Raw genomic sequence first — 13,528 nt, 5'->3', positions numbered from 1 at the left:
ATAAAGTTTGTTATCGTTATTTAGTTAGCCTAATAAGAAACCCACCGAAGTGGGCTTGTGCGATCAAACACCATCCATTGTGTCTGGGGTAGATTATCTCACGAAAATGATTAAGGTTTGATTAAGAAATTTTTGTTTTATTAAGTTTATCTTTACAAATTTGTAGCCGATGCTGCAAAGACTTTAAATCTATGTTATAGTGTAACTTGTACAATAAAAATATCTCTATTCTCTCGTAGTTATTCATCATCATGCTGTGCTGCATTTATTTTATGCACTGCAAATTAAGTGTGATGAATGTTGTTGTATTAAAAAAACTATGCTCAAAATTTTAATTTGAGCTTGATGTGTAAGTTATAAATGAATTGGTGTAAATATTGAAAAAAATGCAAACAATGCTTGCGAAAGCAGTGAATGGTCGTGAAATTATGGTGTCTTTGGTGGCATCAAAGAAAAAGCAAAATACCCGTGATGGTTTTAAATGGGTCGAAGTCGGAAAACATGTGTTGTTGGAATGTGGTCAGGAAATCGAACTGAATTTAGATGGTCGCAGTTTTTATACCGATACGCATGAAATGTTCCGTTTACCACATCGGGTTAATTAAGTTTTAGTCTGAAATGACTATTCAACTCAACTAGATTGCATAAAATATGTAATTTAACCCCAGTTACGGATAAGCCAAAGATTTAATCACATGAATTTTAGGCTTATTCTTTTGGCAAAGTTGATACGCACATAGTGAAGAAAATACGCCTGCTAAAAAACCAGCAATCGAACGATGTTTACTCGTAACTAAGTGATATTTTTCTTTCAATAATCCTATCAATGTTTCAATTCTTTTACGTTGTCGTAGATGAAATTCATCAGAAAATGGCAATAAGGTCACTCTCATATTTTTTCTTGGATAAGTAATTAAATCAATGCCTTGCTCTTTAAGTGTTTCTTTCAATGGTTGGCTAATGTAGCCTCTATCACCATAGACCGTTGCTGATAAGCCATTCACTAAATCCTCAACTTTTTTAAGATCAGCAATATGTCCGTTTGATAAATCTGAATTTACAATTTCACCCTCTTGATTCATCAGCAAGTGTAATTTGCAACCATAAAACCAGCCCATCGTACTTTTACCACGAGAACCAATCTCATCTAAAGCATGATGACCTTTAGGGATTCTTTTATTTTTACAAACAGGTAAAGGTGTTGAATCAATCCATAAATATGAACTTTCATCTTTTTGGCTCAACGCATAAAGCAAAGCATGAATAGCAAGTTGGTGCTGATTGATGAGGGTAATCAGGTTTTTATAACAAGGCAAGTCTTTAAAGAGTTTGCTTTCAAACTGACAAAGCAAGTTAAAAAACATCTTAAAATTATGTACTTGAGATGTTTTATAGTAGATGGAGATAGCCACAATTTCTGATAAAGATAGCGTTGCTTGTCTGATACGTTGACGTTTGTTTTCTTGCTTGAGAAATTGCCAATAGATGGGTTCAAATTTTTTGAAAAAATCATCAACAATACAAAAAATTTCTGTAAAATCGTACATGGTAGTTAGAGCCTTTGGGTTGTGTCGTAACTTTCTAAATGGCTCTAACTACCTTTTTTTCAAGGGCTTTTCTTATCCGTAATTCGGGTTAAATAGATATTCAGCTGAATTTCAGATGTATCTGTTCAGGTTTGAAAAAAGCACCACTTCATTTTGATGTGGTGCTTTTTTTATGAATGCTAGAAAATCTGGATGCAGATCAAGCCCACACGAATACAGTGAATTTCACTATCCATCTGCTTCAGTGTTGTTTTGTATTTCCTGTGTTTCTACAATTCGTGTTACTAAAAGTTGGTCAATTTTAAAATGATCGACATCGACCACTTCAAATTTATAACCATCAAAAAGTACAGAATCGGCAGGGCGAGGGATTTTACGCAGCTTATACATCATAAAACCTGCAATGGTTTCATAATTTTCATCATCTGGCATTTCATCAATTTGCAGCGCGTGTTTAATGTCTTCAATTGGCGTGCTGCCATCAATCAGCCAAGAATTGTTATCACGTTTAATAATTTGCTGGTCTTCTTCAATAGGTGTTACCCAATCGCCCATCACAGTAATCATAATATCAGACAGGGTAATCACGCCCACAACCAAAGCATATTCATTAATCACCACGGCAAATTTTTCTTTTGTCGAGCGGAAACGATCTAAGACTTCAGACAGCGTGAGTGTATCTGGAATGGTCAATACATTGCGGATGGTGCTTTCATTCAGTTGCAGTAAAGATTGATTATTGAGGATTCTGACCAGAATATCTTTGGCATCGACATAGCCAATAACATCATCAATATTTTCGCTACAGACCAAAAATTTGGAATAAGGATATTCTGCAAGTTTTTGACGAATACTGGCTTCAGATTCCTTTAGGGTAAAAAACACCACATTTTCACGTGTAGTCATACTCGAAGGCACGTTACGTTCTTCAAGTTCAAACACGTTTTCAATAAAGTGATGTTCCTGCTTTTGTAAAACACCTGCTTGAGCGCCTGCATCCATGACTGCAGAAATATCATCAAATGTAATATTGTCTTCGCGCGTGGTATTTACTTTAAATAAACGGAACAGCACGTTGGCAATCGCATTAATCATCCATGCCAAAGGCTTGCATATCCGAATAAAAATTTGAATCGGATTAATCACCGATACCGCAATTTTTTCAGGGGCGATCATTGCCAAACGCTTAGGCATTAGGTCGGCAAATAAAATAAACAGCGAAGTCACTAAGGTAAATGACAAGGCAAAACTAAGCGTTTCAGCCCATGGTCCTTGATAGAAGCGCACAACTAAGTTGTAAAAATAAGGACGGAATGCGCCTTCACCTAAAATACCACCTAAAATGGCAACTGCGTTTAAGCCAATTTGTGAGGCAGCAAAAAAATCAGCTGAGTTTTCTTGTAGGTCTAAAACTTTTTGGGCACGTTCATCGCCTGATTCGGCTAGAATTTTCAGTTTAACTTTACGTGCACCAGCCAACGCAATTTCAGTCAGCGATAAAAAACCAGCTCCGACAATGAGGATGAGGATAATAACAATATTCTGGAAGAGGCTCACGAATCCACCTGTGGATTATATTATTTTAAATATAACAATTTGAATCTTTATTAAATCATGATTAAACAATGAGGAATATCGAAATATTCCTCATCTGAGTATAAGCGTTTGTGCCAATAAGTTCAGTGAATTTTTAATTAATAGGCTGAAAATTGAGAGTTATTCAGTAAAAACTCACGGTTTTCTTCTTCAATCATTTGGCGCGCTACATATAAAATCAATTGGCGTAACCAACGGTGTGCAGGGTGATGATGTAACAACGGACACCATGCCATCTTTAATTCAAATTCTGGAATATAAAATGGTGGGTCTTTAATCAGTAAACTTTGGCTTTTGGCTTGTAAGCGCGCAATACGTGTAGGTAAGGTTGCGACTAAATCTACATTAGACGCGAGTAGTGCAGGCATTTGATAATGACGGGTAAACACCGAAATTTTACGTTTTTGTCCAATACGCTCTAAAGCTTGATCAATCCAACCCAGTCCCGCTTGTTTCTCTGGATTCACACCAAAACCAACGCCCATACCTGTTTTAGAAACCCAAATATGTTGTGCATCTAAGTAACTTTTTAAATTCAGGTTATTGGCAGCAGGGTGTTTGTGATTGAGCAGGCAAGAAAAACTATCACGCCAAACTAAAACCTGATGGAAACTTTGTGGAATTTCATTAAAACGGTTAATCGCCAAATCGACTTTACCTTGTTCCATGTCGCGATAAGACACATCACTCGGGGTTAAAAAGTCTAATACCACATTAGGTGCTTCAGAGCGTAAAGCTTTAACCAAGCGTGGGACTAATGTGGCTTCTGCGTAATCGGAGGTCATAATCCGAAATACACGATTTGAAGTATAAGGGCGGAACTCAGTACGCGGCTCCAAAATCATAGAGAGGTCAGATAAGGCATCGCGGATACGCGGTTGTAATTCTAAGGCACGTTCAGTTGGCGTCATGCCTTCAGAAGAACGAATCAGCAGGGGATCATTAAATAAATTGCGCAAACGACGTAAAATGTTACTCATCGCAGGTTGGGTAACGCCCAATTGTTCTGCAGCACGGGTTACATTTTTTTCACGAAGTAAGACGTCAAGATAAATTAATAGATTAAGATCAACCCGCTCCAGATTCATAAAATAAATACCGAAAATAAAATCACTAAATTATTGGAATTATGCCATAAGCCGTAAGGCTTGTGTATAAATTATGATGAAAAAATCGACGAGATAAACAGCAAAAAATCTGAATAAAAACAGCCAGCCCCATCATTATTTCCTAAAGAAATGTAGGTTGCCTAGTACTGCATCTATACTTTTTAATCTTAAATGCAAAAACACTTAAAAGCATTGGCAGAACTGATAGCAGATTCTATTTTGTATGAAACTTATGCACTTACATTGCGCTGAAAAGCAGCAAAATTTTGCTAAAAAATGGCAGAAATCGCCAATGCAAGCATTTTTTATGAAATGCAAGACTTAAGTCTAATGCAGAAAATATCGGCACAGAGATGAATTTGTAAGCAAAGATATTTGATTAATTTTCTAAATAAGGTTTTTAAAATCAATATGTTGTGTTTTTATTGTTTTTGTGAATTAAGACTTTGATCTATACATTTTTTTAAAAAATACCGAGAATTACACGAGAATATTGGATTAATTCATTCAGTCACTCTACTCTGTATTCATCGTAACGAAGTGCTCTAAATCTGAGCAATCAAGCATAAGCGCGATTTAGCCTTCGATTGATAAATCCTAAATAATATTACAGGGTACAATATCATGACTACATACCAAACAGCGATTGATGCAATCCGCGAATTAAAAGCAAAATTCGGCAACACTTGGGCAGACATCAGTCCTGAAGATGCTGCGCGTATGCAAATGCAAAACCGTTTCAAAACTGGTTTAGATATTGCTAAATATACAGCTGCGATTATGCGTCGTGATATGGCTGCTTATGATGCTGATTCAAGCAAATACACTCAATCTTTAGGTTGCTGGCACGGTTTTGTTGCGCAACAAAAAATGATTGCGAACAAAAAATACTTCGGTACTACTGAACGCCGTTATATCTACCTTTCTGGTTGGATGGTTGCTGCACTTCGTTCAGAATTCGGTCCACTTCCTGACCAATCTATGCACGAAAAAACTTCTGTTCCTGCATTGATCGAAGAAATCTACACATTCTTACGTCAAGCTGACGCGAAAGAATTAAACGATTTGTTCCGCGCACTTAAAAAAGCACAAGACGCTGGTGATACTGCTAAAGCTGCTGAAATCACTGCTCAAATCGACAACTTTGAAACTCACGTTGTGCCAATCATTGCGGACATCGACGCTGGTTTCGGTAACGAAGAAGCAACTTACTTATTAGCTAAGAAAATGATCGAAGCGGGTGCATGTGCACTTCAAATCGAAAACCAAGTTTCTGACGCGAAACAATGTGGTCACCAAGCTGGTAAAGTAACTGTTCCACACGAAGACTTCATCGCTAAAATCCACGCGTTACGTTATGCGTTCTTAGAAATGGGTCTTGACGACGGTATCATCGTTGCACGTACTGACTCTGAAGGCGCTGACTTAACTCAAAAAATCCCAGTAGTTAAAGAGCCAGGCGACATCGCTTCTCAATACATCAGCTACTTAGACACTCAAGAAATTGACATCTCTGAAGCGAAAGAAGACGAAATCCTAATCAAGCGTGATGGTAAATTACACCGTCCTAAGCGTTTAGCTTCTGGCTTGTACCAGTTCCGTGAAGGCACTCAAATTGACCGCGTTGTACTTGACTGTGTAACTAGCTTACAAAACGGTGCTGACCTTCTTTGGATCGAAACTGCGACTCCAAACGTAGAAGAAATCGCTCACATGGTTAACCGTGTACGTGAAGTTGTGCCAAATGCGAAACTTGTTTACAACAACTCTCCATCATTCAACTGGACACTGAACTTCCGTCAACAAGCGTACGACCGTTGGGTTGCTGAAGGTAAAGACGTATCTGCATACGACCGCGCTAAATTAATGAGCGCTGAGTACGACGATTCTGAATTGGCTGCTGAAGCTGACGAAAAAGTACGTACATTCCAAGCAGACGCTTCTCGTGAAGCAGGCGTGTTCCACCACTTGATCACTCTGCCTACTTACCACACAGCTGCTCTTTCTACTCACGAGCTTGCTCAAGGTTACTTCGGTTCTGAAGGTATGTTGGCTTATGTTGCTGGCGTACAACGTAAAGAAATCCGCGGTGGTATCGCTTGTGTTAAACACCAAGCAATGGCTGGTTCTGACATCGGTGACGATCACAAAGAAATTTTCTCTGGTGACAACGCGCTTAAAGCAGCGGACGAAGCTAAAAACACAATGAACCAATTCAACGCGTAATCGCTTGATGGTTTAAAAGAAAACCCTGCTGATGCAGGGTTTTTTTATGGCTATTTAAAATAGTCAAAGAACTTTGAAACATCCTTAAATTGATGTTCCTTCATTTATGAAATGCAGCAGCTGTAACCTATTTAATTTTGATCACATCTGCCTCTACAGAAGCAGGGTAATGGAAAGACACCTTAATCCATTGTTTTTGTTGTGCAGGAATTGGTTCTAAAAAATGCGGATCGACTACGGCTGCATATTCTTGATATTGCTGATCGACCAAAACTAAGTCATTGGCATGTAATTGTAATGCTTGATCAGATTGATTGTGAATTGCCAGAAAATAATCGTGTGCCATCACAGGGTCGTTTAATTCTTTGACCTCAACATTTTGTACGTGTTCAGCCTGAATATCGACATGCTTCAGGGCATTACTGACTTGCATATTTTCTACAGGATGTAAGAAAACCTGAGTTTCATTTTTCTGCTGATTTTGTGTCTTTTTCTGATTGTATAAGCTGAATTGAAGACCGTGAGCTGTGAGTTGAATACGTGCATAGGCTTGCCCATTTTCTGTATTGAGCAACCATTCATTTGCCGTGTTTTGCGATGGGTGTTGGTTCTGTTTGTCTTGCTGATTGTTGCCCTGAGCAGCTTGAATCGTTCCCGCCACTTGGTTTTCGCGCTGCCGCTGTTTCGAGCGTTTAATGTCGATGAGTTGAAAGGTTTGATCATCATTCAGGCGTAAATGAATCACATGCTGTTCACAGTTGTCACAAGGCAATAAGGCTCTAAAGTTACCTGTAGCTTGTCCTGTCCATGAAGTTGCTGAATTTTGAACTTCAGTTTTGGGCGTAATTTGTGGCTCAGAAGGCAAAGCGGATTGATATTCCCTGCTTGGATCAGTTGATCCGCAAGCTACTAAAAATAAGCTAAGTGTACTGAGTGCAATCGGATAACGATTCAGCATAAATGTTCTGAACTTCAAACTTGTCTTGCTGCCACCTTAAACTTTCACCTTGTATCTGAAAAGCCAATTTGCCTTATTTTTAATGAAGATTTGTAGCAAATCATAACAAGCCCGATGTTTTAAAGTTTTAAGTTTCACTTCAAGGATTACATCGGATTAGACCGTAAATAACTCAGCAAACTGTGCGTAAATTTATATATTTACCATTTTAAACTTGCTTGAATCTAGCAATGAATAAGCGCAAAAACAGTATGATTTTGCATGGAATGACAAAAATAAGATGAGTGCAGGAAATTTTTATACATTTATAAAGTATTTGTTTATTTATTCGTCGTTTTAGACTTTTGTATTTGTCGATGCTTGCTAAAATTCGCACACTTTATTTGGGGTATGCGGTTGTGTTTGAAAAGTTAGCTGAGCGAAGCTTAAATTTAATGGGTTGGGAAATCGACAATCATTGTCCGTTGGAATTAGACCAATATGTGATGATTGCTGCACCGCATACCAGTAATTGGGATGCCTTATATGCACGCTTAGGGCTTAAAGCTTTGGGCGTTAATGTTCGCTTGACCATTAAAGACAGCTATATGAAATTGCCGTTTGGGCCATTTGTCCGTGCGATGGGAGGTATTGGTATAGACCGTCGTCCGAAAGCACCAGGCGAAGCACGACCTAGTATGGTTCAGCTCATGACGGACTTATTTAAAAACCATCCTAAATTGGTGATGTTGGTGACGCCTGAAGCCACACGTGCGCGTCAAGAACAATGGAAAACAGGTTTTTATCATGTTGCGTTAAATGCAGGTGTGCCAATTGCTTTGGCGTATATGGATTACGCAAAAAAGAAAACGGGTGTGGGAAAAATTGTGCATCCAACCGGTGATTTTGAAAAAGATATGGCTGAAATCATGGCATTTTATGCGCAGGTTCAAGCAAAATTTCCTGAAAGTTTTAGTGTCGATACACGTTACTATTCAGAATAAGCACACTATTTCAGTGTAATAATCTATCAAAACTAAAAGACAGGGGATTATCCCTGTCTTGCTTTAAGACGTGGATTGGATTTGCAAATCACAAATAATTTGCCACGACGTTTCACAATTTGACAATCGGCACGCGATTTTGCACTTTTTAAAGATGAACGAACTTTCATGAAGATAAACACTACAATATGTAATGTTATAATATTACATTAATAGATGACTCTTGAAAAGTGTCGATAGTCATAAAATTACCGCGTATCTTTTAAGGAGAAAATTTAAACAACAATCTTTTGGTATAAGCCCGCACGTACAGTTCCCGCTTTGCTCTCTTTAACTTTTTGCCAAGTCTGCGGTAATTTTAACAGGTTTAAATCACGATCTGCTTCAACATAAATCAGACCTTGTGCCGCAATGAGTGGATCAGCCAACCCTGCCAATTCTTCCCATAAATCTAAACTATAAGGCGGGTCTAAAAATACCAAATCAAACTGATCTTTTAGTGTCGCCAAAGCATGTTGTGCGGTAGAAACTTTTAATTGTGCTTTGCTTTTATTGACGCGTAATAATTCTAAATTTTGCTGTAAAAACTGTGCTTGTGTACGGTTTGGCTCAATCATGACCACGTGTGCCGCACCGCGAGACAGGGCTTCAAAAGCTAAAGCGCCCGAACCTGAACAGAGGTCTAACACTTTGGCGTTTTGCACATCCCACATTAACCAGTTGAATAAGGTTTCGCGCACTCGGTCGGGCGTAGGGCGTAATCCCTCAATTGAAGCAAAAGCCAACTGACGACGTTTCCATTCTCCACCAATAATGCGTAGTTGATTTTTCATGGCTTAGTCGCTCTCAATTGGGTTAGTGGGTACAACTGCTGTTGGCGCAGTTGCAGGTGGATTGGTTGGAGCTGAACTCAGAGTAGTTTGCGAAGGATTTGGGTTGAGCGCAGGGTGATTGGTTGCTGTATTCGGATTATTCACGTTATTCGTATTTGGTGCAGTAGATGAAGGGACTTCACCACTTGGCAATTCACTTGGTTTTAAACCTGCAGTCATTAAGCCACCACTCACTTGTGCGGCAGATGGACGAATTGGCTTTTTATTTTTATTCAGTAACCAATAGTCTAAAATTGGACGCGCCAAAGCCGTTGCTGCAGAACCACCGCGACCATTTTCTAGAATGATGGCAATTGCGATTTCAGGGTTTTCGGCAGGAGCGAAGCCAACAAATAAACCGTGGTCAAGCTGACGGTCGGTCAATAAGGCTTCGTTATAGCGTTTACCTTGCGCAATACTTTTAACCTGTGCTGTACCTGTTTTACCTGCAACTGAATATTGCAAGCCGCCTTTAATCCCTTTACCTGTACCTGATTGAATCACATCAACCATGGCATCACGCATTTTAATCCAGTCTTCTTCTGTGCCGTTAAAGTCAATTTTTCCGTTGGTACCATTGTGAACTTTAAATGGTTTCGCGCCACGACTTTCACGTAACACGTGCGGTGTGACTTTAAATCCTTTGTTGGCGGTGATGGCGGTGGCCATTGCTAATTGCAATGGTGTCGAGGTAAATGCACCCTGACCAATACTGACGGAAATTGTTTCACCTTTCATCCATTTGGCTTTGCGCGTACGCATTTTCCAGTCCGGGTTTGGGTAGAGTCCTGTGCTTTCACTTGGTAAATCGACCCCAGTTTTTTCACTAAAGCCAAATTGACGCATCCAGTCGTTCATTTTTTCAATGCCCATGCGATACGACAATACATAGAAGTAGGTATCACACGACACGACTTGAGCTTTGTGCATATCGACAATGCCATGCCCAGTTTTTTTATGGTCACGGAAACGGTGGCTGTCGCCTGGTAAAGTGAAATAACCATAATCCTGAATGGCGGTTTTCCAATCGACATAGCCATAATGAATACCGCCTAAACCAAACATCGGCTTAATGGTAGAACCCGGTGGATAAACACCTTGTACTGCACGGTTATAGAGTGGTTGATCTAAATTATCGCGTAAGGCAGAGTAGTCGGTATGGCTAATACCTGTGACAAATAAGTTAGGGTTAAAACTCGGACTGGAGACTAAAGCTAAAATTTCACCTGTACGTGGGTCAAGTGCCACAATTGCACCACGGCGTTCTGCCAGTTGTTCAGAGGCGACCACTTGCAAGCCATAATCCAATGACAAAAACAAATCATTGCCACGTACAGGGTCTTTACGTCCTAAATTGCGCAGCACATTACCATGTGCATCGGCTTCTACAGATTCGTTGCCGGGTACGCCATGTAGCAAGTGCTCATACGATTTCTCCACCCCAATTTTGCCAATCAAGTTGGTGCCTGCATAAGCATCTTTGTCAATTTCTTTCAGTTCTTTGTCGTTAATGCGCCCGACATAACCAATCACGTGCGCAAATAAGTCACCATGCGGATAGTAACGTGTCATCTGGGTTTCAATATTGACCCCAGGGAACTGAAATTTAACTTCACTAAAACGGGCAATATCCGATTCATTTAAATTCAGCTTGATCGATACACGTTCAGTTTTACGTGAAGTTTTAATCCGACTTTTAAAGCGATCGATATCTTCTTCTGTCAGTTGTAAAACAGGTGTCAGTCGCGCAATGGTGTCATCAATATCTTCAACATCTGCTCGGCTTAAGGTAGCAGAGAATACAGGGTAGTTATCGGCCAATAACACGCCATTGCGGTCATAAATATAACCACGTGCAGGCGCGAGTGGTTGTAATCGAATGCGGTTTTTATCTGATGCAGTTGAAAATTCATCGTAGCCACTAATTTGTAAATAAGCATAACGTGCCACCAAAAGCAGCAAGAAAAAAACCACAACACCCACCGAAAAAAAGATGCGATTGCGAAAAATACGCTTCTCTTGCTGAGCATTTTTTAACGGATAGTGTTGTTTCATACAAAAATTGGCTTAACTAAAATGAGGGAGAAAGAATTTGGACTATTCTAGCGCATCTATTGGCAATTTTGAGTAACCATGTTTGACTGAATTGCCCGTTTTAACCGAGAAGTTGGACGCAATCTTAATTTTTTGACTTTAGCGACATCAAAATTGTAATTTGCTGTATATAAGAATCCTGACAATTCTGCTAGAGTCAAAACACGAAAACAGGACTGTTTTTAAAATTAAAACAAATGGACACTGGTGACAATAATGACAAAAGTCTATTCTTTCGTGGCATTACTTGCCTTTTCAAGTTTTAGCTTTGCTGGGAACACTACTTTTTTACCTGAAGCAAAAATTAGCGCAGATAGCGCAAAAACCTGGAATGTAGGGGCGGGTATTACCCAAAAATTACTGCATTTGAATGGTGAATGGGTCAATCCTTATGGCATTGCCTATCTAAAAGCGGGGGCTTTTTTAAATGGTGACCATGAAGTCGGTGGGCAAACAGGTTTTCGTTACCCATACCACCTCACAGGTAAAGACAAAAATGGTTATTATATTGGCGCTTACGCAGGACACCTAGAATCTAAATGGGTGGATGGTGAAGAAAAAGCGCGTTTAGGTGCAGGCATTGATCTGGCTTATGTATTACTGAGCCCTGAACGCATCAGTAGCTTTAGTGTTGGCATTGGCGCAGGTGAAAAATTGGAAGATCGACAAGGGCGAGTGATTGCGGAAACTGAGCCTAGACTACAATTTTCCTATACGCTCAGTATGGGTTTGTAGTCAGAATAGTGACTTTTAACTACTTTAGAATCTTGTAATTAGAACTAAATATGGAAAAAATGCATGCTTGAGTACGTCAATCAGTTGTGGCAAACCTTTTTGAATCGTCCAGATTTTTGGGCCGTGCTCAGTATTATTCCTGTGACTGCTTTTGTGACTTGGGCGCACGTGTGGATGGCACTAAAAATGGTGTTCTATCCAATTAGCTTTTGGGGCTTTCACCTTGGGCCTATTCCTGTGGGATGGCAGGGGATTGTACCGCGTAAAGCAGGGCGTATTTCAGGTATCATTACCGATAACACATTGTCAAAATTAGGTTCATTGCGTGAGTTTCTCAATGCTATGGACCCTGAAGATATGGCGCGTATTATTGGTGAGCAAGTGGGTTTTGAACTTGAGCACTTAATTGATGAGGTCATGTTAGACCGCAATGCTGTGCTTTGGGAAAACCTACCGTATTCGATTAAACGCCGTATTTACGCACAGGCGCATAAACAATTGCCAGGTGTGCTGCGTGAATTGGTGACTGAACTGACCTTGAATGTTGAATCCTTGGTGGATATGCGTGAAATGGTGGTCAGCCAAATGGAAGGTGATCGCCGCTTAATGGTGCGTATGTTCCTAAAAGTCGGTCAAAAAGAAATTAACTTTATTTGGCATATCAGTGCATTGATTGGGATGTTCTTTGGTATTTTCCAAATGATTGTTTGGTTTCTTGTACCATGGCACTGGACGGTTCCATTTTGGGCGGCAATTTGGGGCTTCTTGACCAACTGGATTGCGATTTGGATGGTATTTAACCCAGTCGAACCACATTACGTGAAATATCCGCAGTTCTTTAAATTGACTGAAAATCGTCAATTTCCATGGATTAAGCCAGTGATTCCACGCATTGGGACTTATAATATTCAGGGTGCGTTCATGAAACGCCAAGAAGAAGTCTCGGATGTGTTTGCAACGGTAGTCACAGAAGATCTGATTACGTTAAAATCGATTATGACTGAAATGATGTATGGCAGTAAAAAAGACAAAACCCGCCGTATTGTCAAACGCCACATCAACGAAATTATGGAAACACCATTGGTTCGTACCTCTTTACAGTTGTCTTTGGGGCCAAAAGAGTATGCCAAACTCAAGACTGACTTGATTGATCGTTCGATTGAAATTACGATGGTGCCTGTATGCGACCCTGCCTTTAATGCGAGCCGTGCACAGAAAATTTATCAAATGTTCAGAGATCGTATTCGTGAACTGACGCCAAAAGAATTCCAGAATCTCTTGCGTCCTGCCTTTCAGGAAGATGAGTGGATTTTAATTGTCTTGGGTGGTGTAACTGGTTTTATTGCTGGTTTAATACATTTGTTTGTCGCTTTCTTATAAGAGGATGCTGGCTGCGTAAAGGGCGATG

12 protein-coding genes are annotated in these 13,528 nt (G+C 39.8%); 5 read left to right on the top strand and 7 right to left on the bottom strand.

Annotation, left to right across the window (positions count from 1 at the left end; genetic code table 11):
• The first annotated feature begins 386 nt into the window (after positions 1-386).
• Positions 387-605 (top strand): hypothetical protein, encoded by a 219-nt coding sequence (locus E0H79_RS03160; RefSeq protein ID WP_004973244.1) that lies wholly within the window; start codon positions 387-389, stop codon positions 603-605.
• Positions 606-668: 63 nt separating this feature from the next.
• Here the strand turns inward: E0H79_RS03160 and E0H79_RS03155 are convergent, their stop codons facing one another.
• The 3 genes from E0H79_RS03155 to E0H79_RS03145 all read right to left on the bottom strand — a co-directional run bounded on the left by E0H79_RS03155 (position 669) and on the right by E0H79_RS03145 (position 4,231).
• Entirely contained in the window at positions 669-1,547 is an 879-nt protein-coding gene (locus E0H79_RS03155) for an IS982-like element ISAba4 family transposase (RefSeq protein ID WP_004972700.1), read from the bottom strand.
• A gap of 228 nt (positions 1,548-1,775) precedes the next feature.
• A complete protein-coding gene (locus E0H79_RS03150) occupies positions 1,776-3,104 on the bottom strand; it encodes a hemolysin family protein (protein ID WP_104852324.1) in 1,329 nt (442 codons plus the stop codon).
• Between the two features lie 137 nt (positions 3,105-3,241).
• Positions 3,242-4,231 (bottom strand): LysR family transcriptional regulator, encoded by a 990-nt coding sequence (locus E0H79_RS03145; protein ID WP_004977282.1) that lies wholly within the window; start codon positions 4,229-4,231, stop codon positions 3,242-3,244.
• Between the two features lie 645 nt (positions 4,232-4,876).
• Between E0H79_RS03145 and E0H79_RS03140 the strand changes: the two genes are divergently transcribed.
• Positions 4,877-6,478, top strand: coding sequence for an isocitrate lyase (locus E0H79_RS03140; protein WP_004977281.1), 1,602 nt, complete (start codon positions 4,877-4,879; stop codon positions 6,476-6,478).
• Between the two features lie 127 nt (positions 6,479-6,605).
• On the opposite strand, the gene E0H79_RS03135 is transcribed toward E0H79_RS03140, so the two are convergent.
• Positions 6,606-7,436, bottom strand: coding sequence for a copper resistance protein NlpE N-terminal domain-containing protein (locus E0H79_RS03135; RefSeq protein WP_131260800.1), 831 nt, complete (start codon positions 7,434-7,436; stop codon positions 6,606-6,608).
• 356 nt (positions 7,437-7,792) lie between these two features.
• Here E0H79_RS03135 and E0H79_RS03130 point away from each other — a divergent pair, with 356 nt between their 5' ends.
• Positions 7,793-8,419: a 1-acyl-sn-glycerol-3-phosphate acyltransferase gene (locus tag E0H79_RS03130; RefSeq protein WP_104852321.1), complete on the top strand. Its 627-nt coding sequence runs from the start codon at positions 7,793-7,795 to the stop codon at positions 8,417-8,419.
• A 47-nt stretch (positions 8,420-8,466) separates the two neighbouring features.
• On the opposite strand, the gene ykgO is transcribed toward E0H79_RS03130, so the two are convergent.
• The 3 genes from ykgO to mrdA form a co-directional block, all read right to left on the bottom strand.
• Positions 8,467-8,589 (bottom strand): type B 50S ribosomal protein L36, encoded by a 123-nt coding sequence (gene ykgO / locus E0H79_RS03125; RefSeq protein WP_131260799.1) that lies wholly within the window; start codon positions 8,587-8,589, stop codon positions 8,467-8,469.
• Positions 8,590-8,694: 105 nt separating this feature from the next.
• Entirely contained in the window at positions 8,695-9,252 is a 558-nt protein-coding gene (gene rsmD / locus E0H79_RS03120; protein ID WP_004970724.1) for a 16S rRNA (guanine(966)-N(2))-methyltransferase RsmD, read from the bottom strand.
• Between the two features lie 3 nt (positions 9,253-9,255).
• The gene (mrdA, locus tag E0H79_RS03115) at positions 9,256-11,346 is read right to left on the bottom strand and encodes a penicillin-binding protein 2 (protein WP_131260798.1); all 2,091 of its coding nucleotides are present in this window, start codon (positions 11,344-11,346) and stop codon (positions 9,256-9,258) included.
• Positions 11,347-11,601: 255 nt separating this feature from the next.
• Here mrdA and E0H79_RS03110 point away from each other — a divergent pair, with 255 nt between their 5' ends.
• Complete coding sequence (locus tag E0H79_RS03110) at positions 11,602-12,120, top strand: hypothetical protein (RefSeq protein WP_004970721.1); 519 nt, start codon at positions 11,602-11,604, stop codon at positions 12,118-12,120.
• Between the two features lie 63 nt (positions 12,121-12,183).
• On the top strand, positions 12,184-13,500 hold the full coding sequence (locus E0H79_RS03105; RefSeq protein WP_004970719.1) for a hypothetical protein: 1,317 nt from the start codon (positions 12,184-12,186) through the stop codon (positions 13,498-13,500).
• The last annotated feature ends 28 nt before the right edge of the window (positions 13,501-13,528 follow it).

The organism is Acinetobacter sp. ANC 5045 (genome assembly GCF_004331005.1).
GTDB lineage: Bacteria > Pseudomonadota > Gammaproteobacteria > Pseudomonadales > Moraxellaceae > Acinetobacter > Acinetobacter towneri.
Note: the sequence above shows the minus strand (reverse complement) of the source record. Positions and strands in the feature narration are given on the sequence as shown.